Origin of the sequence: Brevundimonas sp. (assembly GCF_965227765.1) — a bacterium.
In the GTDB taxonomy this organism is placed as follows: domain Bacteria; phylum Pseudomonadota; class Alphaproteobacteria; order Caulobacterales; family Caulobacteraceae; genus Brevundimonas.
This window is the reverse complement of sequence record NZ_OZ245778.1, coordinates 384774-407688: the sequence shown is the minus strand read 5'-3', so window position 1 is coordinate 407688 and position 22915 is coordinate 384774. Positions and strand designations below refer to the sequence as shown.

The 22915-nt window shown below is 67.8% G+C and carries 23 protein-coding genes and 2 tRNA genes; 10 read left to right on the top strand and 15 right to left on the bottom strand.

The annotated features are described in order from the left end of the window. Nucleotides 1–82 precede the first annotated feature (82 nt). Entirely contained in the window at nucleotides 83–1225 is a 1143-nt protein-coding gene (locus tag ACO05L_RS01975; RefSeq protein WP_421730505.1) for an N-acetyltransferase, read from the top strand. A 3-nt stretch (nucleotides 1226–1228) separates the two neighbouring features. Here the strand turns inward: ACO05L_RS01975 and mscL are convergent, their stop codons facing one another. The 5 genes from mscL to aroA all read right to left on the bottom strand — a co-directional run bounded on the left by mscL (nucleotide 1229) and on the right by aroA (nucleotide 6322). Continuing rightward, complete coding sequence (gene mscL, locus ACO05L_RS01970; protein WP_421730504.1) at nucleotides 1229–1648, bottom strand: large-conductance mechanosensitive channel protein MscL; 420 nt, start codon at nucleotides 1646–1648, stop codon at nucleotides 1229–1231. A gap of 58 nt (nucleotides 1649–1706) precedes the next feature. Further along, on the bottom strand, nucleotides 1707–1997 hold the full coding sequence (locus tag ACO05L_RS01965; protein ID WP_421730503.1) for an integration host factor subunit beta: 291 nt from the start codon (nucleotides 1995–1997) through the stop codon (nucleotides 1707–1709). Nucleotides 1998–2249: 252 nt separating this feature from the next. Continuing rightward, the gene (gene rpsA / locus ACO05L_RS01960) at nucleotides 2250–3953 is read right to left on the bottom strand and encodes a 30S ribosomal protein S1 (RefSeq protein ID WP_421730502.1); all 1704 of its coding nucleotides are present in this window, start codon (nucleotides 3951–3953) and stop codon (nucleotides 2250–2252) included. 157 nt (nucleotides 3954–4110) lie between these two features. Then, entirely contained in the window at nucleotides 4111–4767 is a 657-nt protein-coding gene (cmk, locus tag ACO05L_RS01955) for a (d)CMP kinase (RefSeq protein WP_421730501.1), read from the bottom strand. 319 nt (nucleotides 4768–5086) lie between these two features. Beyond that, the gene (gene aroA / locus ACO05L_RS01950; RefSeq protein ID WP_421731719.1) at nucleotides 5087–6322 is read right to left on the bottom strand and encodes a 3-phosphoshikimate 1-carboxyvinyltransferase; all 1236 of its coding nucleotides are present in this window, start codon (nucleotides 6320–6322) and stop codon (nucleotides 5087–5089) included. A 210-nt stretch (nucleotides 6323–6532) separates the two neighbouring features. On the opposite strand from aroA, the gene ACO05L_RS01945 reads away from it, so the two are divergent. Together ACO05L_RS01945 and ACO05L_RS01940 are read left to right on the top strand one after the other, a co-directional pair. Beyond that, nucleotides 6533–6997 (top strand): TIGR02300 family protein, encoded by a 465-nt coding sequence (locus ACO05L_RS01945; protein WP_421730500.1) that lies wholly within the window; start codon nucleotides 6533–6535, stop codon nucleotides 6995–6997. A gap of 202 nt (nucleotides 6998–7199) precedes the next feature. Then, nucleotides 7200–7275: transfer RNA gene (locus tag ACO05L_RS01940), tRNA-Ala, on the top strand. Between the two features lie 159 nt (nucleotides 7276–7434). Here the strand turns inward: ACO05L_RS01940 and ACO05L_RS01935 are convergent. Continuing rightward, nucleotides 7435–7511: transfer RNA gene (locus tag ACO05L_RS01935), tRNA-Arg, on the bottom strand. Between the two features lie 160 nt (nucleotides 7512–7671). On the opposite strand from ACO05L_RS01935, the gene ACO05L_RS01930 reads away from it, so the two are divergent. The 4 genes from ACO05L_RS01930 to ACO05L_RS01915 all read left to right on the top strand — a co-directional run bounded on the left by ACO05L_RS01930 (nucleotide 7672) and on the right by ACO05L_RS01915 (nucleotide 10796). Continuing rightward, complete coding sequence (locus ACO05L_RS01930) at nucleotides 7672–9003, top strand: hypothetical protein (RefSeq protein ID WP_421730499.1); 1332 nt, start codon at nucleotides 7672–7674, stop codon at nucleotides 9001–9003. A 53-nt stretch (nucleotides 9004–9056) separates the two neighbouring features. Continuing rightward, the gene (gene lspA / locus ACO05L_RS01925) at nucleotides 9057–9584 is read left to right on the top strand and encodes a signal peptidase II (RefSeq protein ID WP_421730498.1); all 528 of its coding nucleotides are present in this window, start codon (nucleotides 9057–9059) and stop codon (nucleotides 9582–9584) included. 73 nt (nucleotides 9585–9657) lie between these two features. Next, nucleotides 9658–10224 carry a DUF3035 domain-containing protein gene (locus ACO05L_RS01920; protein ID WP_421730497.1) on the top strand — a complete coding sequence of 189 codons (567 nt, stop codon included), beginning with the start codon at nucleotides 9658–9660 and terminating at the stop codon, nucleotides 10222–10224. A 110-nt stretch (nucleotides 10225–10334) separates the two neighbouring features. Beyond that, nucleotides 10335–10796 (top strand): PaaI family thioesterase, encoded by a 462-nt coding sequence (locus ACO05L_RS01915; protein WP_421730496.1) that lies wholly within the window; start codon nucleotides 10335–10337, stop codon nucleotides 10794–10796. 109 nt (nucleotides 10797–10905) lie between these two features. On the opposite strand, the gene ACO05L_RS01910 is transcribed toward ACO05L_RS01915, so the two are convergent. Both ACO05L_RS01910 and ACO05L_RS01905 read right to left on the bottom strand, forming a co-directional pair. Beyond that, nucleotides 10906–11688, bottom strand: a complete 783-nt coding sequence (locus ACO05L_RS01910) for an SDR family oxidoreductase (RefSeq protein ID WP_421730495.1) — start codon at nucleotides 11686–11688, stop codon at nucleotides 10906–10908. Continuing rightward, on the bottom strand, nucleotides 11688–11990 hold the full coding sequence (locus ACO05L_RS01905) for a 4a-hydroxytetrahydrobiopterin dehydratase (RefSeq protein ID WP_421730494.1): 303 nt from the start codon (nucleotides 11988–11990) through the stop codon (nucleotides 11688–11690). Before ACO05L_RS01905 ends, ACO05L_RS01910 begins: the two co-directional genes overlap by 1 nt. A gap of 145 nt (nucleotides 11991–12135) precedes the next feature. Here ACO05L_RS01905 and ACO05L_RS01900 point away from each other — a divergent pair, with 145 nt between their 5' ends. Beyond that, nucleotides 12136–12843 (top strand): Crp/Fnr family transcriptional regulator, encoded by a 708-nt coding sequence (locus ACO05L_RS01900; protein WP_421730493.1) that lies wholly within the window; start codon nucleotides 12136–12138, stop codon nucleotides 12841–12843. Between the two features lie 9 nt (nucleotides 12844–12852). On the opposite strand, the gene ACO05L_RS01895 is transcribed toward ACO05L_RS01900, so the two are convergent. Together ACO05L_RS01895 and ACO05L_RS01890 are read right to left on the bottom strand one after the other, a co-directional pair. After that, nucleotides 12853–13326: a MaoC family dehydratase gene (locus tag ACO05L_RS01895; protein ID WP_421730492.1), complete on the bottom strand. Its 474-nt coding sequence runs from the start codon at nucleotides 13324–13326 to the stop codon at nucleotides 12853–12855. Between the two features lie 66 nt (nucleotides 13327–13392). Beyond that, nucleotides 13393–14379, bottom strand: a complete 987-nt coding sequence (locus ACO05L_RS01890) for a threonine ammonia-lyase (protein WP_421730491.1) — start codon at nucleotides 14377–14379, stop codon at nucleotides 13393–13395. A gap of 243 nt (nucleotides 14380–14622) precedes the next feature. On the opposite strand from ACO05L_RS01890, the gene glpK reads away from it, so the two are divergent. Beyond that, nucleotides 14623–16116: a glycerol kinase GlpK gene (glpK, locus tag ACO05L_RS01885; RefSeq protein ID WP_421730490.1), complete on the top strand. Its 1494-nt coding sequence runs from the start codon at nucleotides 14623–14625 to the stop codon at nucleotides 16114–16116. A 30-nt stretch (nucleotides 16117–16146) separates the two neighbouring features. After that, complete coding sequence (locus ACO05L_RS01880; RefSeq protein ID WP_421730489.1) at nucleotides 16147–17256, top strand: phosphotransferase family protein; 1110 nt, start codon at nucleotides 16147–16149, stop codon at nucleotides 17254–17256. Nucleotides 17257–17340: 84 nt separating this feature from the next. Here ACO05L_RS01880 and ACO05L_RS01875 read toward each other — a convergent pair whose 3' ends face one another. From ACO05L_RS01875 to ACO05L_RS01855, 5 genes are all read right to left on the bottom strand, one after another. Continuing rightward, complete coding sequence (locus ACO05L_RS01875) at nucleotides 17341–19137, bottom strand: CHAT domain-containing protein (RefSeq protein ID WP_421730488.1); 1797 nt, start codon at nucleotides 19135–19137, stop codon at nucleotides 17341–17343. After that, nucleotides 19137–19847 (bottom strand): hypothetical protein, encoded by a 711-nt coding sequence (locus ACO05L_RS01870; RefSeq protein ID WP_421730487.1) that lies wholly within the window; start codon nucleotides 19845–19847, stop codon nucleotides 19137–19139. Before ACO05L_RS01870 ends, ACO05L_RS01875 begins: the two co-directional genes overlap by 1 nt. Before the next feature lie 192 nt (nucleotides 19848–20039). Then, a complete protein-coding gene (locus ACO05L_RS01865) occupies nucleotides 20040–20783 on the bottom strand; it encodes a DUF1223 domain-containing protein (RefSeq protein ID WP_421730486.1) in 744 nt (247 codons plus the stop codon). Between the two features lie 73 nt (nucleotides 20784–20856). After that, the gene (gene lpdA / locus ACO05L_RS01860) at nucleotides 20857–22269 is read right to left on the bottom strand and encodes a dihydrolipoyl dehydrogenase (protein ID WP_421730485.1); all 1413 of its coding nucleotides are present in this window, start codon (nucleotides 22267–22269) and stop codon (nucleotides 20857–20859) included. A gap of 100 nt (nucleotides 22270–22369) precedes the next feature. Next, a complete protein-coding gene (locus tag ACO05L_RS01855; protein ID WP_421730484.1) occupies nucleotides 22370–22855 on the bottom strand; it encodes a hypothetical protein in 486 nt (161 codons plus the stop codon). Between the last annotated feature and the right edge of the window lie 60 nt (nucleotides 22856–22915).

Here is a 22915-nt window from a genome sequence, read left to right as displayed (position 1 = left end):
TTGTTTCGTGATCTGGTCCGAAATCTGCACGTCTTCGGCACACGAACCCCGCGTGTCTCAGGACGGGAAAGGACCAAAGACCGTGACCACCCGCGCTTTCCAGCCCTCGGACCGTGACGCCGTCAACGCCCTGCACCGTTCGGTGTGGTGGCCCGAGCGATCCGACGCCGGCTGGGCCTGGCTGGACGCCAACCCCGCCCGAATCGAGACGGGCGCCGAGGCCGGCTGGGTGGTCGAGGACTCCAAAGGCCCCAATCCAGGCCAGGCCGGCGCCTTTGTCGGAAACTTCGTCCAGCGGTTCTGGCTCGGCGATCGACGGTTCTACGGCGCGACCGGCTTTTCCACCATCGTGCCGCCGAAGATGCGGGGCGCGAGCCGAAGCCTGTTCCGCACCCTGCTGAACCAGCCCGGGATGTTCGCTTGCTATACCTTCAACGCCAACGGCCGTTCGGCGCCCTTGTATGCGCGTCACGGCATGATCGCCTGGCCGCCACGGACCCATGACCTGAAGCTGTCGTGGATCCTGCATCCCGCCACCTGCCTGCACAGCCGGGTGCTGCGCGCAGTGGTCAAGCGAGCGCCGCGCCTGACCGATCCCTATCGCGAGCGGTTCATGAACCCTCGCCTGAGGGACAATCGCATCACCGGCCTGCCTGCCGGGGTCACGCCCTTGACCGATCTGCACGACCAGTCCCGCTATGGCGATTTCTGGACCGCCCTGCGCCACGAGGGCCGCCTGGTCGCCGACCGCAGCCCCGAGATGCTGCGCTGGCGTCTGGCCGATCCCGACCGGACCCTCGCCCCCGTGTTGCTGGCCCATGAGCGGGACGGCGCGATCACGGGCTACGCCATGGCGGTGCTGGCCAAGGCCACGCCGATCGAACCGGCGGTGCTGGAGATCATCGACCTGATCGCCCTGCAGGACGAACCCCACGCCATCCCCGCCCTGATGCAGGCCCTGCTGGCCGAAGCCGAAAGTCACGGCGCGGCCAAGGCGAGACTGCAGGTGGTGGACGAGGAAATGCTGCGTCGCCTGGACTCCTATGCCGCCAGCGCCCGTCGAGAAGGCGGCTGGGGGCATTGCCACGTGGCCTTCGCGCCCGACGGTCCGCCACGCGGCGCCTGGTCGCCGACGCCGTTCGATGGAGATCACGGCATCTGCCAGCGCCCGGTCCCGATCGAGACTGGAGCCCTGACGGACCGGGACGGCGTCAGGGCGGCCTAGACCTCAGACCTTGGGCTGGGTCTTCAGCGCGTCGCGGATTTCGATCAGCAGAGCCTCGGTCGGGGTCGGCGCAGCCGGCGCGGCGTCGGGCTCGGCCGCCTTTTCGCGACGCAGCTTGTTCACGCCCTTGACCAGCAGGAAGATCACGAAGGCCACGATCAGGAACTGGATCAGCACGTTGATGAAGGCGCCGTATTCGATGAAGGCGGGTTCGCCGTTCGGGTTGGCCGGGTTGACGGGCAGGGCCAGTTTCAGGTCGGCGAAGTCGATGCCGCCGATCAGCCAGCCGATGGGCGGCATGATGATCTGATCGACCAGGCTGGTGACGATCTTGGAGAAGGCCGCGCCGATGATGACGCCGACCGCCAGATCGACGACGTTGCCGCGCGAGATGAATTCCTTGAATTCGGTGACTAGGCCCATCGGGGATCCATCCTTGAATATGCGGCGTCGAACGACGGCCGCGTCGCCGTAGAAAGGTTCAGGCGTCGCCGGAGGCGTTCAGGCGCTCGCGAAGTTCCTTGCCGCTCTTGAAGAAGGGCACGGCCTTGGCGGGCACGTCCACGGCCTCGCCGGTGCGGGGATTGCGGCCCGAACGCGCCGGACGCGAGCGCACCGAAAAGGCGCCGAAGCCGCGCAGTTCGACCCGTCCGCCCTCGGCCATGGCCTCGGTCATCTTGCCCAGCACGACATTGACCACGCGCTCGACCTCGGACTGGGTCATGTGCGTGTTCTCGGCCGCCAGCTTTTCGATAAGCTCAGACTTGATCATATCAAGGCCCCCGCCCTGTACGGGAGCAGCCGGGAAGGTAGCTGCACCTTACCCTAACCTTCGCCAGCCGGGCGAAAAAGCCCCGAACGTGAATTCAGCGACTTAAAGATCATTAATTGTACGATAGCCGACATAGCGACGCCTTCTGGCGGGCATGAAAAAGGCGGCCGGATCGCTCCGGCCGCCTTCGTCAATCTCTACGCGGGCCTCAAGCAGCGAGACGCCGCGCGTCGAGCGTTAGGCCCAACAGGATTAGTCCTGCTTGGCCTTCTCGCGCAGCGCGGCGCCGAGGATGTCGCCCAGCGAGGCGCCCGAATCCGAGGACCCGAACTGCTCGATGGCTTCCTTCTCGTCGGCCATTTCCAGCGCCTTGATCGACACGGAAATGCGGCGCGTAGCCTTGTCGATCGAGGTGATCTGAGCGTCGACGCGGTCACCCACGGCGAACTTCTCGGGACGTTGCTCGTTGCGGTCGCGGCTGATGTCCGACTTGCGCACGAAGCTGGTGACCGGCGCGTCGTCTTCGCCGAACTTCACTTCGATGCCGCCCGACTCGATGGACGTGACGGTCACGGTGACGGTCTGGCCCTTCTTGTAGGTGTCGCCGTCGCCGACGGGATCGCCGCCCAGTTGCTTGATGCCGAGCGAGACGCGTTCCTTCTCGACGTCGACGTCCAGAACCTTGGCCTTGACCATTTCGCCCTTGCGGTAACGCTGGATGGCTTCTTCACCCGAGACGTTCCAGTCCAGGTCGGACAGGTGGACCATGCCGTCGATGTCGTTGTCCAGGCCGATGAACAGGCCGAACTCGGTGGCGTTCTTGACTTCGCCTTCGACGGTCGAGCCGATCGGGTTGTTGGCGACGAAGGCGTCCCACGGGTTGTCCTGAGCCTGCTTGAGGCCCAGCGAGATGCGGCGCTTGGAGGCGTCGACATCCAGAACCACGACGTCGACTTCCTGCGAGGTCGAGACGATCTTGCCGGGGTGGACGTTCTTCTTGGTCCAGGACATTTCCGAGACGTGCACCAGGCCTTCAACGCCGGCTTCCAGCTCAACGAATGCGCCGTAGTCGGTGATGTTGGTGATGCGGCCCGTGTACTTGGCGCCAACCGGGTATTTGGCTTCAACGCCGTCCCACGGATCGGACTGCAGCTGCTTCATGCCGAGGCTGATGCGCTGGGTGTCCGGGTTGATCTTGACGATCTGGACCTTGACGGTGTCGCCGACGGCCAGGACCTGCGAGGGGTGCGAGACGCGCTTCCACGACATGTCGGTGACGTGCAGCAGGCCGTCGATGCCGCCCAGGTCCACGAACGCGCCGTAGTCGGTGATGTTCTTGACGACGCCGTCGCGGACTTCACCCTCTTGCAGCTGACCCACCAGCTCGGTGCGCTGTTCGGCGCGGGCTTCTTCCAGGATCGCACGACGCGAGACGACGATGTTGCCGCGCGGGCGGTCCATCTTCAGGATCTGGAACGGCTGCTCCTTGCCCATCAGCGGGCCGACGTCGCGCACGGGGCGGATGTCGACTTGCGAACCGGGCAGGAAGGCCGAGGCGCCGCCCAGGTCGACGGTGAAGCCGCCCTTGACGCGTCCGACGATGGCGCCGTTGACGGGCTGGCCGTCGGCGAAGACGACTTCCAGACGGGTCCAAGCTTCTTCGCGGCGAGCCTTGTCGCGGCTGATGACGGCTTCACCCAGGGCGTTCTCGACGCGCTCGAGGTAGACTTCGACATTGTCGCCGACCTTGGGGATCACGGCGCCTTCGCCGATGCCGAATTCGCGGGCCGGGATACGACCTTCGGTCTTCAGACCGACGTCGATGATGATGATGTCTTTTTCGATGCCGACGACGCGGCCGTGAACGACCTGGCCTTCGCCGAGGTCGCGGCCTTGCAGCTGCTCGTCGAGCAGGGCGGAGAAATCGTCGCGGGTGGGGTTGAGAGTATCAGACATGAAGCTCTGGTGTTTCCGATAGGGCTATGGCGCGCGACCGAATGGCCCCGCGCGAGGTGGACGAAAATAGTGGGCAGATCATTGCGATGAGAAGGATCGGCTGATCCCAGAACGCCCGCGGAAGCCGAGAAAAGCGCGTTGGATTTGCGTTGACGGCCTAAAGACCGTGGTTCGCGCGCGCCGCCTCGACGATACGGCGGGCCGCATCGAAGGCCGCCTCTATATCCAGATCGGTCGTATCCAGCAAGACCGCGTCCTCGGCCTGGACCATCGGAGCCGCGCCCCGGCCCGCATCCCGCTCGTCGCGGCGGACGATATCGGCCAGCATGTCCTCATAGGCGATGGCGTCGCCGCGCGCGGTCAGTTGCTTCCAGCGGCGGGTCGCGCGGGTCTCAGGCGTCGCGGTGACGAACAGCTTGGCGACGGCGTCCGGCGCGATCACCGTGCCGATGTCGCGTCCGTCCAGCACGGCGCCGCCCGCCTGACCGGCGAAATCCTGTTGCAGCTTCAGCAGGGCCGCGCGCACGCCGGGATAGCCGGCGATCCGGCTGGCGGCCTCGCCCGCCTCGCCCGTCGTCAGCCGCGTCTCGTCCGACAGCAGCGAGACGTCCAGACTACGCGCCACGGCCTCAGCCGCCGCCGCATCGTCCAGATCGCCACCGGCGTCCAGCACGCCCAGACCGACGGCCCGATAAAGCAGGCCGGTATCCAGGTGCGGCAGCCCATAGGTCCGCGCCAGCCGTGCGGCGATGGTGCCCTTGCCAGAGGCGGCCGGGCCGTCAACGGCGATGATCAGCGCCCGAGAAGTGGTCATCTGGGGCCTCGTATGGGCAATGGCAGGTTTTTCCAAATTGCTTGTGATCCACTGGTCGATACGCCGGGTCTCGGATCCTCGTGTCAGAAGTATCCAGGCGCTGAGCAATGCCAAGGGCAGAATTGTGATCCCGGCGGCGCTCAGCCAACTTTCACTGACGGACAAGCCCAAGTCCTCCCCCCTAAGCGGAATTCGGCGCTCATGGAGTATGGAGAACATGAACCAGCTGTAGGTCACCAGCCCCGGCAAGGCGGCCAGCCACAGGGCACGCCTTCCCCGCTTGTCATCCCGATCGCTGGGGCGACGCCACCATCTCATTCTAGACGATGGTCCCGCCCAGCCCGTTCATCAGTTCGACGAAGCCGGGGAAGCTGGTGGCGATCATTTCCGGATCCAGCACCGAGACCGGCTGCTCGGCGGCCAGGCCCAGGACCAGGTGGCTCATGGCGATGCGGTGATCGTGCGATGTCGAGACCGTGGCGCCGCCCTGCACGGGTCCGCCCGTGACGATGAAGCCCTCGGCCTCTTCCTCGACCGCCACGCCACAGGCGCGCAGGCCGTTGACCATCAGGCTGATGCGGTCGCTCTCCTTGACCCGCATCTCGCCGACGCCGCGCATCACCGTGTCACCTGCCGCAAAGGCGGCGGTGGCGGCCAGGATGGGATATTCGTCGATCATCGAGGCGGCGCGCTCGACCGGCACGACCACGCCCTTCAGCTGAGAATACCGAGCCGTGATGTCGCCGACATCCTCGCCGCCGCTCTGACGGCGGTTTGTGATGGTCAGGTCGGCGCCCATCTCGATCCAGGTGTCGAACAGGCCGGTGCGCAGGCTGTTGAGCATGACGCCCTCGACGGTCACCTCGGACCCCGGGACGATCAGCCCCGCCGCCAGGGGAAACGCGGCCGACGACGGATCGCCGGGCACCGAGACCACGGCTCCGGTCAGGGACTGGCCGCCCCGCAGGCGAATGATCCAGCCCTCGCCATCCTCTTCGACATCGACGGTCGCGCCAAAGGCCCGCAGCATCCGTTCGGTGTGGTCGCGGCTCTTCTCCGGCTCGGTCACCGAGGTGACGCCTTGCGCGTTCAGGCCCGCCAGCAGGATGGCCGACTTGACCTGGGCCGAGGCCACGGTCTGCACATGGTCGATGGCCTTCAGGGTTCCGCCGGTCAGGGTGGCGGGCAAGAGGCCCGGCTTGCCGCTCCAGTCGAAGCTGGCCCCCATGCGCACCAGGTGATCGGTGACCCGCCCCATGGGTCTCGAACGCAGGCTGGCGTCGCCGTCGAAGGTCACGGAAATCGGATAGCCAGCAGCCGCCCCCATCAGCAGCCGCACGCCCGTGCCGGCGTTGCCGCAGTCGATGACGGCGGCTGGCGTCTGATAGCCGCCGCGGCCGGTCACCCGCCAGCGTCCTTCTCCCAGCCGCTCGACCGTGGCCCCGAAGGCCTCGGCCGCACGGGCGGTGGCGATGACGTCGTCACCCTCCAGCAGGCCGTCGACTTCCGTGACCCCCGTCGCCATGGCGCCCAGGATCATGGCGCGGTGCGACATCGACTTGTCGCCGGGCGCACGCACAAGCCCCTTCAGGGCGGTCGCCCTGTGGGCCGTCAGATGAGAGACCGACGTCACCGTTGGCGCTCCGAATGCAAGGAAAAACAGCGCCGCAGAAGCCTGCGACCGAATGCGGCTTTTGACAGCGACGTCCCATGGTGGCAAGGGACGCGACCGAAATCCCCCCACACCTTCCAAAGGCTCCCCACCGTGGCCGATCCCCAACTGGGTACGAAGCAGGTCTGCCCCAACTGTCAGGCCAAATTCTACGACCTGACCCGCCGTCCTGCTCACTGCCCCAAATGCGACACCGAATTCGATCCTGAAGAAGCGATCAAGCTGCGCAGCCGTCGCGGTCGTCCCGGCGGCTATCCCGCCGACGACGCCGAAGATCAGGTTGTCGAGAAGAAGGCGACCGACGACGAGGACGAGGAAGACGATACCCCCGCGACCCCGGAAATCGACCAGGAAGGCCACGAGCCCATCCTGACGCCCGACGACGATGACGACACCGCCGCCGACGCCGGCGACGAAGCCGGCATGAACACCACCGACGGCGACGACGACGAAGTTCTGGCTGACGACGACGACGACGATTCTCTGCCCTTCATCGAGGACGAGGATGACGACGCCTTTGACGGCGATGTCGTCAAGAAGCCCAAGGACGACGAATAGTCGAACCTTTTCCGCATCCTGACCCTCGGGCCGGGATGCGGAAAGCCGCCTCGCCGGTTCTTTTTTCGGCGATGCAAAATAAAAGCGAAACCGGGCTTGATCGCAAAATCGGCCTGACATAGGTTCCGCCGCCTCGCCGAGGGCCACCAGAAATGGGGCAACACCTCGGAGATACCGACCAAAGGCACAGCGCCTGAGGTTCGGGGCTTTAGCTCAGCTGGTAGAGCGCTTGCATGGCATGCAAGAGGTCAGCGGTTCGACTCCGCTAAGCTCCACCAAATTCCGAGAGGCCGGCGACCTGTGTCGCCGGCCTCTTTTGGTTTCCGGGGCGCACTTTCCCCCGACGTCCAGCGCGCCCCACGCGACGACACATGGGGCCTCAGGCTCTGGTCCTGGCTCTGGGCCAGCCCTGGCGGATCTCGATTGTCTGGAAAAAATGGCGCACCCGACAGGATTCGAACCTGTGACCCCTGCCTTCGGAGGGCAGTACTCTATCCAGCTGAGCTACGGGTGCATCGTGGCGCGAACGCCGGAGGTGGGCCTTACAGCAGCCCGGCGCGCGTCTCAATCCCAAAGCGACGCGCACGGCCCTGCCCGCTGGCGACACCCATACCGGCTTGGCCTCGCGTGAGGTCGGGACTAGCCTGAGGCTCCTGAAGTTTCGGAGATCGCCCATGCGTCGCGCCGCCACCCGCCTTTCGCTGATGTCGGCTCTGCTGCTGGCCGCCTGCGCGACGAACGCTCAGCCTGGGGTGCAGGCCGCCGCGCCGGCCGCGGCGTCTCCGGCGCGCGCGGACGCCAGCCTCGACCTCATCGCGCAGAACTATGTGAAGCTGATCCTGGGTATCGGCGAGATCGAGCCCGGCTATGTCGACGCCTATTATGGGCCGGCGGACTGGGCCGCACAGGCCAAGGCCACCCCCCCGACGCGCGACCAACTGATGGCGGATGGCGCGACCCTGGCGCTGTGGCTGGATGGAGTGTCGGTCGCAGCCCTTGCGCCCGAGGAGGCGCAGCGCCTGGCCTATCTGAAGGCCCATGTCGCGGCGGCGCGCGCACGGCTGCGCATGCTGGCGGGCGAGACGATGAGTTTCGCCGACGAGGCCGAGGCCCTGTTCGGCATCCGGCCCGAAATCCGGCCCCTCACCGAGTTCGACCCCGTCCTGGCCCAGATGGACGCCCTGGTCCCCGGACCCGGCCCCCTGGTCGACCGGATCACCGCCTTCAAGGCCGCCTTCGTCATCCCGAAAGACCGGATCGAGACGGTCATGCAGGCCGCCATCGCCGAGTGCCGCGCCCGCACCGTGCGCCATATCACCCTGCCGGCCGACGAAAGCTTCACCCTGACCCTGGTCAACGACAAGCCCTGGTCCGGCTATAATTATTACGAGGGCGGGGCGGTCAGTCGGATCGAGATCAACACCGACTTCCCCATCTATACCGAGCGGGCCATCGACCTGGGGTGTCACGAGGGATACCCCGGCCACCACGTCTATAACGCCCTGCTGGAACAGACCTTCGTGCGCGGTCGCGGCTGGGTCGAGATGAGCGTCTATCCGCTGTTCTCGCCCATGTCCTTCGTCGCCGAAGGCAGCGCCAACTACGGCATCGACCTGGCCTTCCCAGGCGACGAGGCCGAGGCGTTCGAGCGCGACGTGCTGATGCCGCTGGCCGGGCTTGCCCCCGCCGACACCGCCAAGAAGAACCAGATCCTGCGCCTGACCCAGCAGCTGGCGCGGGCCGAGTACGCCATCGCCGACGATTACCTGGCCGGACGGATCGACCGGGACCAGGCCGCGGCCCTGATCTCGAAATATCTGGTGACCCAGCCCGACAAGGCGGCCCAGCGGGTGCGCTTCATCGACACCTATCGCAGCTACATCATCAACTACGGCCTGGGACGCGACACGGTGCAGGCCTGGGTCGAGGCGCAGGGGCCGGATCACTGGGCCGCGATGGAGCGCCTGCTGTCCAGCCAGATCCTGCCCGTCGACATCATCGACTGAGGCTCACCAGATCGGGTGACGCGCCCGCCTTGGCCTGCTAACCACCGGACCGCATGACCCTTCACGACCGCTTCTCCGTCCCGCGCATCGCCTGGACCGCCTATGGTTTCGCCATCGCCATCATCGTCCTGGACCAGCTGACCAAGGCCTGGGTGCTGGACGACCTGTCCCTGCGCGAGGTCGGGCGGGTTTTCGTGGCCCATCCGATCTTCAACCTGTCCTATGTCGAGAACAGCGGCTTCAGCTTCGGCCTGGCCGGCGGCGGCGCGGCGCGCTGGCCGCTCAGCATCTTCTCCATCGTGGTGGCCGCAGGCCTGGCCTGGTGGGCGACCCAGGCCGACCGGCGGCTGCTGATCTCGGCCATCGGCCTGGTCATCGGCGGCGCCATCGGAAATGTGATCGACCGTATCCGCTTCGGCTATGTCGTCGACTTCATGGATTTTTCGGGCACAGGCCTGTTTCCCTGGGTGTTCAACGTCGCTGATTGCGCCATCACCGTGGGCGTGGTCCTGCTGGTGCTCGACACCGTCCTGTCGGAACGCAAGTCTGTTCCCGTTGGCGCTGCCCCCGAAAAGTCGTAAAGACCCGCTCTTGACTATCGCCTAGTTGACGAAAAAGGCGCGTACGCCGCGCCGCCGGAACCGAGCCCAAATCATGCGCAGCCGCCGCCTCGCCGTTCTCAGTGTCCTCGCCGTGTCCACGCTCGCCCTGTCCGCCTGTGGCAGCGTGCGCCAGGGGATGGGCCTGACCAAGGTCGTGCCGGACGAATTCGTCACCGTGTCCACCGCCCCCCTGACCGTGCCGCCCGAGTATGGCCTGCGTCCGCCCGCGCCCGGCCAGCCCCGCCCGCAGGAGCTGGCGCCCGAAAGCGCAGCGCGTCAGATTCTGCTGGGTCAGCGTCAGGCCATCACCCGCACCGCCGGTGAACAGGCCCTGATCAGCGCCGCCGGCGCCGACCGCGCCGATCCCCTGGCCCGCTACGTCATCGACGACGAGTTCGGCGACCTGACGCACAAGGAAGAAAGCTTCGCCAACCGCGTCATGTTCTGGCGCCGCGACGACGCCGCGACCCAGACCCCGACCGTCAGCCAGACCGAACAGGGCGCCGTCACCATCGACGCCGCGACCGAGGCCGCCCGGCTTCAGACCCTGACCGGCGGCCAGACCGCGATCACCATCCAGCCTCGCCGCAGCAGCGGCTTCAAGCTGCCCGGCCTCTAGGCCGACATTTCGGCAGGCGAAACCCGCAGAGGGCTTCGCCTGCCGACTTGCCAGCCCGACGTGCGTCCTTATTGTAGACGGACTTTCCGCTTTCCTTCCCGGAACCGTCCATGACCGACGCCGCAGTTCTCGACCCCACCGATCTCGCCAACCTGCCCGGGCTGGATCAACTGCAGGCCATGATGGACGGGCGGTTTGCCCCGGCCCCCATCGCCAGCAGCGTCGGCTTCGGCCTGACCGAAGTCGAAACAGGCCGCGTGGTGTTCGAGGGGACGCCCTCACTGGCCATGTACAATCCGATCGGCACGGTCCACGGCGGCTGGATCGCCACCCTGCTGGACTCGGCCTGCGGCTGCGCCGTCCATTCCATGCTGAAACCGGGCCAGGCCTATACGACGCTTGAGCTGAAGACCGTCTTCCACCGCGCCCTGACGGCCGGGATTACAGTGCGCGCCGAGGGGCGCATCATCCAGATGGGGCGCCGCGCCGCCTTCAGCGAAGCCACGCTCAAGGGCCTGGACGGTAAACTCTACGCCACCGCGACCTCCACCCTGCTGGTGATGGAGCGCTAAGGACCACCGGCAGCGCACCCAGCTTCCGCGGCCTCGCCACCCTTGCTCGGCCTCAAGCAGCCCGAAGGGCGGTAGGCCCAAAAAAACCAGCAATAGGCGCCCTTGGCGCCTATTGCGCCAGCATGCCGCCGTCGATCTTGAACTCTGTCCCGGTGACGAACTTGGACTCGTCCGATGCCAGGTAGAGGACCGCATAGGCCACGTCGTCGGGCTCGCCGATCCGCTTCAGGGGGATGCCGCGGGCCAGCCGCTCGTGCGCCTTGGCCTCGTCGCCGTGGGCCATGGCGACGAAGGGATCCAGGATCGGGGTCTTGATGAAGACCGGGTGGACCGAGTTGACCCGCACGTTCCAGTCCATCTTGGCCGCCTCCAGCGCGACGGTCTTGGAATACATCCAGACCCCGGCCTTGGTGGCGTTATAGGCGCCCATGCCCGGCGCCCCGGCCAGGCCCGCGATCGACGAGATATTGATGATGGACGCGGGCGCACTGGCCCTCAGATGCGGCATGGCGTGTTTGCAGCCGAACATCACCGAGCGCAGGTTGATCTCGTACTGGCGCTGCCAGTTCTCGGCCGTGTCCTGCTCGGCGAACAGCAGGACGTCGCCGACGCCGGCGTTGTTGATCAGCACCGACAACCCGCCCATGTCGGCGGCGGCGGCGGCCACGACCGAGACCCACTGATCCTCGCGGGTCACGTCATGGGCATAGGCGAAGGCCGCGCCCGCGATCTCGGCGTTGATCGCCTCGGCCAGGGCCTGGGCGCGGTCGCCGGCGATGTCGGTCAGGGCGACCTTGGCCCCCTCGCGCGCCAGCATCCAGGCCATGGCCTCTCCCAGACCCCCGGCCGCGCCGGTGATCAGGGCCGCCTTGCCCGAGACCCGCCCCGACATCAGTCGGCGCCCATGGATTGGGCCGCCTCGTCGATGAAGCCCGCCATCTTTACGTCCAGGGCGGTGACGCCACCCGCATCATGGGTCGTCAGCAGCACCTCGACCCTGTTGTAGACGTTCGACCATTCGGGATGGTGGTCCATCTTGTCGGCCATCAGGGCGACGCGGGTCATGAAGCCGAACGCCGCGTTGAAATCCTTGAACTTAAGGGTCCGCTCGATGGCCGGCCGATCCCCGTTCGAGGCCCGCCACAGAGGCAGGGATTTCAGGGTTTCCCCAAGGTCAACAGATGTTTGCGTCATGTCATGGTCCTCAGCTGCACCCGGCGTAGCGCGGCGACGGGGAGCCCACAAGCCATGGTTCCATTGTGGAACCCGCAGCGGGAACACCCCTCAAGCTTTGGCGTTATCAAGCGTCGCCATTGATCAGAAAGCGCTGGAGCCGACCATGAACAACCTGTGGATCGCCGCCCTGGAGCCGTCGGACCGCAAGCGGATCGAACCGCACCTGACCGAGTCCGCCTTCGAACAGGGCCAGATGCTGTACGACGCCGGCCAGGCCGTCGAGGACGTGTGGTTTCCCCTGACCGGCGTCGTGTCGCTGATGACCGTTCTGGACGACGACAAGATGATCGAGACGGCGGCCATCGGGCGCGAGGGCCTGGTTGGGGTGACCTGCGGTCCGATGAACGCGCGCGCCTCCAGCCGCGCCATCTCCCAGACCGCCGGCCTCGCCGCCCGCCTGCCCAACGATGTCTTCTCCGACGCCCTGTCCCGGAGCGAGGCCATGCGGATGTCGTTGGCCAAATTCACCGAAAGCCTGTTCGCCCAGGTTCAGCAGACCGCCGCCTGCAACGCCCAGCACCAGCTGGACGAGCGGTTGGCCCGCTGGCTGCTGACCATCCACGACCGCGCCGACGGCGACCGTTTCCACCTGACCCAGTCCGATATCGCCGGCATGCTGGGCGTGCGCCGCGCCACCGTCAGCGAAGTCGGCGGCGAACTGGAGGACAAGGCTCTGATCCGGCGCGGACGCGGCTGGGTCGAGGTGCTGGATCGTCCGGCGCTGGAGGCCGCGTCATGCGGCTGTTACGACGTGATGCGCCGGGTAATGAAAGACCTTGGCGTGCCCCGTCCCCGCACCGGCCAGTCCTGAGACCGCAGCCTAGGCTGGGTCCTGAACCATCTGCATCCCCAGCCATTCGGCGATCAGGGCGGGCTTTTCAGAGCCTTCGATCTCGACGGTGACCTCGTGCTTGATCAGCCAGCGGGTCACGCCGCCGTCCGAGCCCTTGTTGTCGGCCGAGACCAGTTTGAACCGGCCCCGCACCTTGGACCCCGCCCGCACCGGCGACAGGAAACGCAGCTTGTCGAAGCCGTAGTTGACGCCCATCACCGTGCCGTCCAGCGGCGGATTGGCGTCATAGGTCATGGCCGACAGCAGCGACAGGGTCAGGAATCCGTGGGCGATGGTCCCGCCGAACGGGGTCTGTTTCGCCGCCTCGGGATCGACGTGGATGAACTGCCAGTCCTCGGTGGCGTCGGCGAAGGCGTCGATCCGCTTCTGATCGATCTCGATCCATTTAGAGAGCCCGACCTCGGTCCCGATCATGGCCGCCAGATCCGTCGCCTTGGTCATGTCTCTCTCCCTTGATTGCCCTGGAGCCTAACCGCCTTCCCCAAAGGCAGGCCAGCCCCGTCTGTGTCACGCCATCCCGGGGAAACGCCCCTCGATGATGTCGGCGAACAGGGCCGGATCGACATTGCCGCCCGACAGGACGATGGCCGTGGTCAGCCCCTTCGCCTCGATCTTTCCCGCCAGCAGGGCCGCCAGCGACACCGCCCCGCCCGGCTCGACCACCAGTTTCAGGACGCGGAAGGCGTAGCGCACAGCTTCGGCCACCTCGGCGTCGGTGACGGTAAGGATATCGGCCAGCCGCCGGTTGATCGGAAAGGTCAGTTCGCCCGGCCGGTCGGTCATCAGGGCGTCGCAGATGGTGCCGCCCGCCGGGGCATGGGTCAGGCGCTCGCCCTGAGCCAGCGAGATCTGGGTGTCGTTGTAGTCGGCGGGTTCGACCCCGTGACAGACGGTGTCCGGCGACAGCGCTGCCATCGACAGGTTGATTCCGGCCATCAGCCCGCCGCCCGAGGTGCCGCACAACAGCTGATCAATGGTTGATGGGCCCGCCTGTTCGACGATCTCCAGCCCGGTCGTGCCCTGGCCCTCGATGACGAAGGGATCGTCGAAGGGGCGGACCAGGACCGAGCCCTTCGAGGCCGCGATCTCCTCGCCGATGGCCTCGCGGCTCTCGGTGTAGCGGTCATAGAGGCGGACCTCGCCGCCAAAGCCGATGACCCCCTCGACCTTCACCTTGGGACTGTCGGCGGGCATGACGATGATGGCCGATGTCCCGACCATGCGGGCCGCCGCGGCGACCGCCTGGGCGTGGTTGCCCGACGAATAAGCCACGACGCCACGCGATTTCTCAGCCTCGGTCAGGCGGCTGATGCGGTTATAGGCGCCGCGGAATTTAAAGGCCCCGGCGTGCTGCAGGTTTTCCGCCTTCATCAGCACCCGCCCGCCCAGCCGGTCGTTCAGGGCCGGGCTCTCGATCAGGGGGGTGCGCACGGCGACGCCGGCGATCTGGCGCGCCGCATCGCGGACGCCGTCGAAGGATGCAGTGTGGGTCATGGGCAGGGTTTAGCTGTCCACCCTGCTTTCGTCATCCTCCGGCGAGCCCCGCGAGACCGGGGGACCCAGCGGCGCGCGCGAGCGCGAACCTGTCGCGGATTCCGACGTCGGGCATTATCAATGAACAGATCGCCTTCGGCGCCGCTGGGTCTCCCGGTCTGCGCCGCAAGCGCGGCTTGCCGGAGGATGACGAAAGATAGGAGGCATTTGGCTTCCCCGCCGTCACCGTCCTACACATTGGGAATGACGAAACTGATCCTCGCCATCGACCAGGGCACGACCTCCAGCCGGGCCATCGCCTTCGAGGTTTGTGAAGACAAATCGCTGAAGTCGGTCGCCATCTCGCAGATCGAACTGGCTCAGCATTTCCCCCATTCCGGCTGGGTCGAGCATGACGCCGCCGAGATCTGGTCCGCCACCCTGCAGACCTGTCGCGAGGTGGTCAGGAAGGCCGGCGGGATCAACCGTTTCGCCGCCATCGGCATCACCAACCAGCGCGAGACCGCCGTCCTGTGGGACAGGGCGACCGGCGAGCCCCTGCACCGCGCCATCGTCTGGCAGGACCGGCGTACGGCGGATGTCTCCGCCCGGATGATGCAAGACGGCCACGAGCCCAGGGTCCAGGCGGCGACCGGCCTGATCCTCGACCCCTATTTCTCGGCGACGAAGTTCGCCTGGCTGCTGGATGCGGTGCCGGGCGCACGGGACCGGGCGGCCAGGGGCGAGGTGCTGCTGGGGACCATCGATTCCTGGCTGGTGTGGAAGCTGACAAACGGCGCCAGCCACGTCACCGACGCCACCAACGCCAGCCGCACCTCCCTGATGGACCTGAAGACCGTGGCCTGGCGCGACGATCTGCTGGACCTGTTCAAGGTGCCCAAGGCCGCCCTGCCCCGCATCGTCGGCTGCGCCGAGGTGAGCGGCCACAGCGATCCCGCCCTGTTCGGCGCAGCCCTGCCCATCGCCGGATCGGCGGGCGACCAGCAGTCGGCCCTGGTCGGGCACGGCGCGCTCAACCCCGGCGACGCCAAGATCACCTATGGTACGGGCGCCTTCCTGGTCGCCAATGTGGGGGCCGAGCCGGTGGCCTCGTCGAGCCGGTTGCTCGGCACGCTCGGGTATTCCGTCAACGGTGTCGCCGCCTATGCGCTGGAGGGGTCGATCTTCTCGGCGGGGTCGGCGATTCAATGGTTGAGGGACGGGGTCGGGATGATCTCGGATTCGCGCCAGTCCGAGGCGATGGCCCAGGGGCTGAAGGACAATGGCGGCGTCTATCTGGTGCCCGGCTTCACCGGCCTGGGCGCTCCCTGGTGGGAGCCGGATGCGCGCGGCGCCGTGATCGGCCTGACGCGGGATTCGGGCCCCGCTCACTTCGTCCGCGCGGCGCTGGAGGCCCTGGCCTATCAGACGCGCGACCTGCTGGACGCCCTGGCGGCGGATGGGGCGCCGCGGCTCAAGGTGCTGAAGGTCGACGGCGGGGTCACGGCCAACGCCTTCGCCATGCAGTTCGTCGCCGACATCTGTCAGGTCACGGTCGAGCGCCCCGCCTTCCAGGAGATGACCGCCCTAGGCGCAGCCAAGCTGGCGGCCCTGGGTGTCGGCCTGATCGAGGATCTCGACGCCCACGTGACCGAGGCCCCCGCCGTGTGGACGCCGCGGATGGATGCGGCCGAGCGCGACCGCCTGCTGAAGGGCTGGCGCAAGGCGGTCCAGGCCGCCATCGTCGCCGCCAACTGAGAGCGTCCAAAGACGCCGCGAGGAAACGACATGACCACCGATCCGAACAGCGCCGCCCCAGACACGGGCGCCCCAGACACCGACGCTCAGGCCGCGTTTGCAGGCACGCGCGAGGTCGATCCCCGCTACGCCCTGGACGAGGCGGCGCTGGGTGCATGGCTGTCTGAAAACGTCGCGGGCTATGAAGGCCCCCTGACCATCCGCCAGTTCAAGGGCGGTCAGTCGAACCCGACCTATGAACTGGTCACGCCGGGCAAGGCCTATGTCCTGCGCCGCAAGCCGCCGGGCGTGCTGCTGCCCTCGGCCCACGCCGTGGATCGCGAGTTCACCGTCATCTCGGCCCTGTCGAAACAGGGGTTCCCCGTGGCCCGGCCCCACGCCCTGTGCACCGACGAGACGGTCATCGGCTCGATGTTCTACGTCATGGATAAGGTCGAGGGCCGGGTCTTCTGGGACCTGAAACTGCCGGGTGTCGAACCCGCCGAACGCCGCGCTATCTATGAGGCCCAGACCGACGCCCTGGCCGCCCTGCACGCCTTTGATCCCGCCGCCATCGGCCTGGGCGACTATGGCAAGCCGGGCAATTATTTCGCGCGTCAGGTCGGGCGCTGGACCAAGCAGTACCGCGCCTCGGAAATCGACCCGATCCCGGCCATGGACCGGCTGATCGACTTCCTGCCCCAGAGCCTGCCGCCCGAGGGACCGACCCGGATCGTCCACGGCGATTTCCGGCTCGACAACCTGATCATGGATGCGACCCGGCCGCAGGTGAGCGCTGTTCTGGACTGGGAGCTATCGACGCTGGGCGATCCGATGGCCGACTTCTCCTATCTGCTGATCGGCTGGGTGCTGCCGGCCAGCCTCAGGAACGGCTTGGCCGGGGCCGATCTGAAGGCCCTGGGCATCCCAACCTTGGCCGAGACCGCCGAACGCTATGCCCAGAAGGCCGGCATCGCCACGCCGGGGAACCTGGACTGGATGATGGCCTACAACCTGTTCCGCCTGGCGGCCATCTGCCAGGGCATCGCCGGACGGGTGCGCGACGGCACGGCCGCCTCGGCCCATGCGAAATCCATGGCCGCCCAGGTCGGCCCCCTGTCCGACGCCGCCTGGGGATTCGCCAAGACGGCGGGGGCTTAAAGTCCTCCCCCATCGGGGGAGGGGGACCACGAAGTGGTGGAGGGGGCCAAACCCAGCCGCCGGGAGTGGGGCTAGCCCCCTCCGTCACGGCGCGGAGAGGCGCCGCGCCACCTCCCCCGATGGGGGAGGATCTGACGACTGATCAGCCGGTTCACCGACCAGCGTAAACGGCGCCCAAAAGGCGGGGTGCCTCCATTCTGGGCGGGCGCGGACGGCGCGCATTCCGGCCTGGAGCGCGCGGGCCCGGTCGCCGATGTCGGCGCCGCCCCGCGTCGGCTGATCCAGATCGGCGAAGGCGGCGGTGATCAGGGCGGTGGTCGCGGCGTCCGACACCTCCCAATGCGACACCAGAACCGACCGCGCCCCGGCATAGAAGAAGGCGCGGGCCAGGCCCGACAGCCCCTCCCCGTCCGGCCGTCCATCCGACGCCGCCGTGTTGCAGGCCGACAGGACCACGAAATCGGCGTCCAGCCGCAGCTGCGCCACCTCCGAGGCCCCCAGATAGCCGTCGTCGGCCTCGGTCGCCTGATCGGGCGGGGTCATGACCAGGCCGGGCTCGGGCACGGTCGGCCCGGCCATCAGGCCGTGGGTCGAAAAGACGATGAAGCGGGCGCGCGACAGGGCCTGGGCGTCCCCCTGGCGCACGGCGCTCTCGGTGGCGGCGGCGCCGATGCGGATCAGGGCGGTGGGATAGCGGGCCTGAAGCGATTGCAGCTCGGCCAGCGAGCCGGGCAGAGACGGCAGGGCCCGCAGCCGTTCGACATCGGCCAGGCGGCCGGCGGGAAACAGGCCGGATGCATCGGGCGCGCTGCGCGATCCCGCCTCAGGCGCGCCCGCCAGGACCGGCGCTCCGAAGGCGGCCAGATCAAGTGTTGACGCCGCCGCCAGGGTGGCGGGCTTTCGGACCGGATGGGCCAGGTCGGGACAGGCGGGACTGCGCTCGGCCGGATCGACCACCAGATAACAGCGCAGGGCCTTCAGGCTCGAGACAGACGGCAGGGTCGCCAGCGCATAGCGGTCGATCAACCAGCCCGACTGCGCGCCTGCATCCGCATCTTCCGGTGAGGTTCGCAACACGGCCAGCGGCAGGGTGGTCAGGGGGCCGGTCACCACGGTGATCAGGGTGGACTTTCCCGCAAACACGGCCTCCACCGGCTGGATCAGTCGGGCGTAGAGTTGATGGGCGCGGGCGCGGTCGAAGACGGGGCCGACGCGACCGGCGTAGAGCAACGGGTTGCGCCCCGGATCGGCCCGCGTCCGGCGCGCGGCGGCTGTGGTCAGGGAGGCGCGCAGAGCCTCGACCGTCGCCGCCATCTCGGCCTCGCCCAGGCCCTCGGCCCGCGCCCATTCGACCCGGTCGCGCGAGACGGCCCAGACATAGGTCGCCTCGGCGTTGACCAGAACCAGCAGCAGACCCTCGTCCGGCTTCAGCAGGCCTTGCGTCTCGGCGACCGACAGGGCGCGCGGGCTGGTCAGTTCGGAATAGGCCGGAAACCGCGCCTCGATGTCGGCGTCCACCGCCTTCAGCCGGGCCAGAACCGCTTCGTATTCGGTGCGGGCGGCGGTGCGGCGGGCCAGGCCAGCTGCGTCGTCCACGGCGTAGAGCCGTTCCAACTCGCGCTCCAGCCGGTCGCGGTCGGCGATCAGGGTCTCGTGCGTCTCGGCCAGCCGCCCAAGGGCGTCGTCGCCCTGGGCGAAGCGGGCGGAGACCTTGGACAGGGCGTCGGCGGCGTCGGAGGCGATGGCCCACTGCGCCGCCTCGAACGCCTCGTCACGCAGGGCCTGGGGCGTCTCGGCGGTCTGGGCGAGGCTCATGCCGGGAACCGCCCCGACCAGCAGAGCCAGGGCGACGACCCCTGCGCTCAGAACCGACAACCGCATCAGTTGCTGAGGATCTGGACCTTGGTCCAGATCGCGCCCCGGTTGACGATGTCGATCCGCATCGGGCCGGGCCGGGCGCGGGCCACCGTGCAGACCGGGTAGTGGTCGCCGAAGCCATCCTGACAGACCAGGGCGCCGCCGGGTTCACGCACCACCATGTCGATATTGGTGTCGCCGTCGCCGATGGCTGCGACGCGCAGAACCTCGCCGCCGCGCGCCTCGACCTCGAAGCCATAGGTCTCGCGCGCCTTCAGCTCGCGCACCATGAAGATCGGCCCCTGACCGAAAGGCGAGGAGCGCACGCCGCGCACTTCGGCATCCGCTGTCTGGCCGCCGTTCGAGTTCTGGTCGCGCAGATAGGCGATGGCGTCCAGCGCTGCCTGATCGCCCATCGACAGCGCGGCCGCCTCGTCCAGCAGGGAGGCGGGGGTCAGGATGGGGTCCGCGGCGTCGGCGCCGTTCTCGGGCGCCCGCCGCACCGGCACCTCGGCCAGGATGCGCGCCGCCATGATCAGGGCCCCGGCGTCCTGATGCGACCGACCCCAGGCCGCGACATTGGCCGCAGTGACGACCTGGGCCACGCCCTCGGCCTCGGGCGACACGGCGGCGGGAGCCGTGGCCGGGTCGGAAATCTGCGCCGTCGCGGCCCCGACCGCCAGCAGGCTCGCGACCATAACCAGCCCGCACCCGAACCTTGTGGCTTTGGTCATGCTGTCCCCGCGTCCCCAAGGCGCCCGCATCGCGCGCGCGGCGTCGCGTGACACTGTGGACCCGTTCGGGATTTGGCGAAACTGACTGAACGTGATTGGCCGAACGGAGGTTGTCGCGGCAGCTCACACCCTTCGCTCAAGCAGCGAGCGACCGCGTCGTGAGCGATAGCGCGGCGGCAAAGCCGCCCCTTCTTACAAGGACGCCGCGCTGATGATGCGGCGGTCGGCCTTGGCCTGGACCATGACGACGACGGATTCGTTCGCCGAGCGGGCGTCCGGCAGGGCGTAGAGCACCGGCCGGCCGGTCCAGTCGCCCAGTTTCGTCAGGTCGCTGACCACATTAACGTGGCGCACCGACTGGCCGCGATTGTCGCCCCCGTTGACGCTGACCACCTGGGGGCCGGGCCGATAGGTCACGGCCCAGACCTCTGCGCCCCCGGCCGGCGGGCGGCCCGAACCCACGCCGACACGGTCGCCAGTCTCGCGGAACTCGATCTGGGGCGGGAAGACGCGACGGGCCGCTTCTTCGTCCACGGCGGTCTGGACGGCGGGCGGGGCGGACGCCGAGACCTGGCGGTGGCCGTCGATGACGATCTGGGGCGTATAGACGTTCCTCAGCCGCAGGGCCGACAGATAGGCGCGCTGGCGCTCGGCGAACTCGGGCCGGGCGAAGGTGTCGGGCCAGCCCAGATAGTCCCAGTAATCGACCGCATAGGTCAGCGCGATCACGCCGCGTTCCTGGGCCAGGCCCTCGACGATGCGGTTGGCGTCGGGGCATCCGGCGCAGCCCTGGGCGGTGAACAGTTCGACCACCACGGGCTCGGCGCGCACATTGGCCACGCGCGGCCGCGCCCCGGCCGGCTGGGCGGTGGATCCCACCGCCGCCGCACCGGCCAGCAACACCGCCGCCCCGATCAACACGCCCCTGAGTTTCATGAGCGCCACCGTAGCGGGGCCATGGGCCGAACGCCCCTCATATCTGCGTGAGGCGAACGCTCTCAGGCCGCTGTCAGGCCTGCATGGTCCAGCCCTCGACACCCATGGCCGCCTGTTTGACGGCTTCGGAACGGGTCGGGTGAGCGTGGCAGGTGCGGGCGATGTCTTCCGACGAGCCGCCGAAGGCCATGGCGATGCAGGCCTCGCCGATCAGTTCGCCCGCCGAAGGACCGAAGATGTGGACGCCCAGGACCTTGTCGGTCCTGGCGTCGGCCAGGACCTTCACGAAGCCCTCGGTCTCGTGGTTGATCTTGGCGCGCGAGTTGGCGGCGAAGGGGAATTTGCCCTTCTTGAAATCGACGCCGGCGGCTTTCAGCTGTTCCTCGGTCTTGCCGACCCAGGCCACTTCGGGGCCGGTGTAAATGACGCTGGGAACCAGGTCGTAGTCGACGTGGCCGGCCTTGCCCGCGATGTATTCGATCACGGCGACGGCTTCTTCTTCCGCCTTGTGGGCCAGCATCGGACCGTGGGTCACGTCGCCGATGACCCAGACGCCGGGCGTCTTGGTCTTGAGGTGGTCGTTGTCGAGGAAGCCACGCTTGTCGGTCTCGATGCCGACGGTCTCGAGGCCCAGACCGGCCGTGTAGGGACGACGGCCGATGGCGACCAGAACGACGTCGCCCTTCAGGGTTTCCGCAGCGCCGCCGGCGGCGGGCTCAAGCGTCAGCTCGACGCCGTCCTTGCCGGCCTTCGCGGCGGTGACCTTGGTCCCCATCTTGAAGGTCATGCCCTGCTTGGTCAGGCCGCGCTGGAAGGCGGTGGCGACCTCGGCGTCCATGCCGGCGCCGACCTTGTCGAGGAACTCGACGACCGTGACCTGGGCGCCCAGACGACGCCAGACCGAGCCCAGCTCAAGCCCGATGACGCCCGCGCCGACCACGATCAGGTGCTTGGGAATGGCCGACAGCGACAGGGCGCCGGTGGAATCGATGACCTTACCGTCGACGAAATCGACGCCCGGCAGGGGTGTGGGCTCCGAGCCCGTGGCGATGACGATGTCCTTGGCGCCCACGGTGGTGACGGTTCCGTCGGCGGCGGTGACCTCAACCTTGCCGGCGCCAGCGATGGCGCCCTTGCCCTTGATCCAGACGGCCTTGTTCTTCTTGAACAGGAACTCGATGCCCTTGGTCAGGCCGGTGACGCTCTCGTCCTTCTGCTTCATCATCTGAGGCAGGTTGACCTTTGCAGCGCCGATCTCGATGCCGAGGGTCGAGAATTCGGTGTTGGCGATGTCGAACAGTTCCGAGGCGTGCAGCAGGGCCTTTGACGGCATGCAACCCACGTTCAGGCAGGTGCCGCCCAGGGTGTCGCGCATCTCGACGCAGGCCACGCTCAGGCCCAGCTGGCCCGCACGGATCGCGGCGTTATAGCCACCGGGACCACCGCCGATGATGACGACGTCGTATTGGGCGGTGGCTTCGGCCATGGGGCATCCTCAGGGTGTGGCGGCGCGCAGGGAGACGCGCGGCCTGTCTAACGACCCGGTCATCAGGGTCAATCGTGCGGCCTATATAGTGAAGCCCCTATCAGGCGGCGAGATGGCCGGGCGTGCGTTTTCTGGCCCGGCGACGACTGATGGCCACAATCAGGACGCCGACCAGCAGCAGGAGCCCCAGCACTAGCCAGGTCGGATCGATCGACAGGCCCGCAGGCGCGACCGCCTCTGCCGACCGTGCGGCGATGTCGGCGCCCATCGGCCCCATGTCCGAACCCGTAGCCGACCCCTGCCGGTCGATGGCCAGACGCAGGGCCGCATCGGCCAGGAACCCCAGGAAGTAGGCTATGGCCGCCTTCGGATTGCCCGCCCCCAGCATCAGCGCGGCGACCACATAGAGGACGGCGGCGACGATCCACAGCCAGGCTCCGGACAGGTCGACGGATTCGACGGCGGCACGGGCGCTGGGGCCAGCGGTCTCGGTCGGTCCTGAGAGGAATGGCGACAGGACCGGCCAGGCCAACCACCCGGCGTAGGCCAGGACGGCCAGGACAAGGATGATACGCAGGATCTTCATCGCAGGAACTCCCATCGGTAGATTAACCTAACAGGGGTTTGGGAAGGGCGCGAGAGGCCG

What these genes read in the sequence shown, in the direction of transcription:
- mscL (WP_421730504.1), bottom strand. Translation starts at nt 1,648, where the DNA reads ATGGGCCTAGTCACCGAATTCAAGGAATTCATCTCGCGCGGCAACGTC.
- ACO05L_RS01965 (WP_421730503.1), bottom strand. Translation starts at nt 1,997, where the DNA reads ATGATCAAGTCTGAGCTTATCGAAAAGCTGGCGGCCGAGAACACGCAC.
- rpsA (WP_421730502.1), bottom strand. Translation starts at nt 3,953, where the DNA reads ATGTCTGATACTCTCAACCCCACCCGCGACGATTTCTCCGCCCTGCTC.
- cmk (WP_421730501.1), bottom strand. Translation starts at nt 4,767, where the DNA reads ATGACCACTTCTCGGGCGCTGATCATCGCCGTTGACGGCCCGGCCGCC.
- aroA (WP_421731719.1), bottom strand. Translation starts at nt 6,322, where the DNA reads ATGTCGCACCGCGCCATGATCCTGGGCGCCATGGCGACGGGGGTCACG.
- ACO05L_RS01930 (WP_421730499.1), top strand. Translation starts at nt 7,672, where the DNA reads ATGCGTCGCGCCGCCACCCGCCTTTCGCTGATGTCGGCTCTGCTGCTG.
- lspA (WP_421730498.1), top strand. Translation starts at nt 9,057, where the DNA reads ATGACCCTTCACGACCGCTTCTCCGTCCCGCGCATCGCCTGGACCGCC.
- ACO05L_RS01920 (WP_421730497.1), top strand. Translation starts at nt 9,658, where the DNA reads ATGCGCAGCCGCCGCCTCGCCGTTCTCAGTGTCCTCGCCGTGTCCACG.
- ACO05L_RS01915 (WP_421730496.1), top strand. Translation starts at nt 10,335, where the DNA reads ATGACCGACGCCGCAGTTCTCGACCCCACCGATCTCGCCAACCTGCCC.
- ACO05L_RS01910 (WP_421730495.1), bottom strand. Translation starts at nt 11,688, where the DNA reads ATGTCGGGGCGGGTCTCGGGCAAGGCGGCCCTGATCACCGGCGCGGCC.
- ACO05L_RS01905 (WP_421730494.1), bottom strand. Translation starts at nt 11,990, where the DNA reads ATGACGCAAACATCTGTTGACCTTGGGGAAACCCTGAAATCCCTGCCT.
- ACO05L_RS01900 (WP_421730493.1), top strand. Translation starts at nt 12,136, where the DNA reads ATGAACAACCTGTGGATCGCCGCCCTGGAGCCGTCGGACCGCAAGCGG.
- ACO05L_RS01895 (WP_421730492.1), bottom strand. Translation starts at nt 13,326, where the DNA reads ATGACCAAGGCGACGGATCTGGCGGCCATGATCGGGACCGAGGTCGGG.
- ACO05L_RS01890 (WP_421730491.1), bottom strand. Translation starts at nt 14,379, where the DNA reads ATGACCCACACTGCATCCTTCGACGGCGTCCGCGATGCGGCGCGCCAG.
- glpK (WP_421730490.1), top strand. Translation starts at nt 14,623, where the DNA reads ATGACGAAACTGATCCTCGCCATCGACCAGGGCACGACCTCCAGCCGG.
- ACO05L_RS01880 (WP_421730489.1), top strand. Translation starts at nt 16,147, where the DNA reads ATGACCACCGATCCGAACAGCGCCGCCCCAGACACGGGCGCCCCAGAC.
- ACO05L_RS01875 (WP_421730488.1), bottom strand. Translation starts at nt 19,137, where the DNA reads ATGCGGTTGTCGGTTCTGAGCGCAGGGGTCGTCGCCCTGGCTCTGCTG.
- ACO05L_RS01870 (WP_421730487.1), bottom strand. Translation starts at nt 19,847, where the DNA reads ATGACCAAAGCCACAAGGTTCGGGTGCGGGCTGGTTATGGTCGCGAGC.
- ACO05L_RS01865 (WP_421730486.1), bottom strand. Translation starts at nt 20,783, where the DNA reads ATGAAACTCAGGGGCGTGTTGATCGGGGCGGCGGTGTTGCTGGCCGGT.
- lpdA (WP_421730485.1), bottom strand. Translation starts at nt 22,269, where the DNA reads ATGGCCGAAGCCACCGCCCAATACGACGTCGTCATCATCGGCGGTGGT.
- ACO05L_RS01855 (WP_421730484.1), bottom strand. Translation starts at nt 22,855, where the DNA reads ATGAAGATCCTGCGTATCATCCTTGTCCTGGCCGTCCTGGCCTACGCC.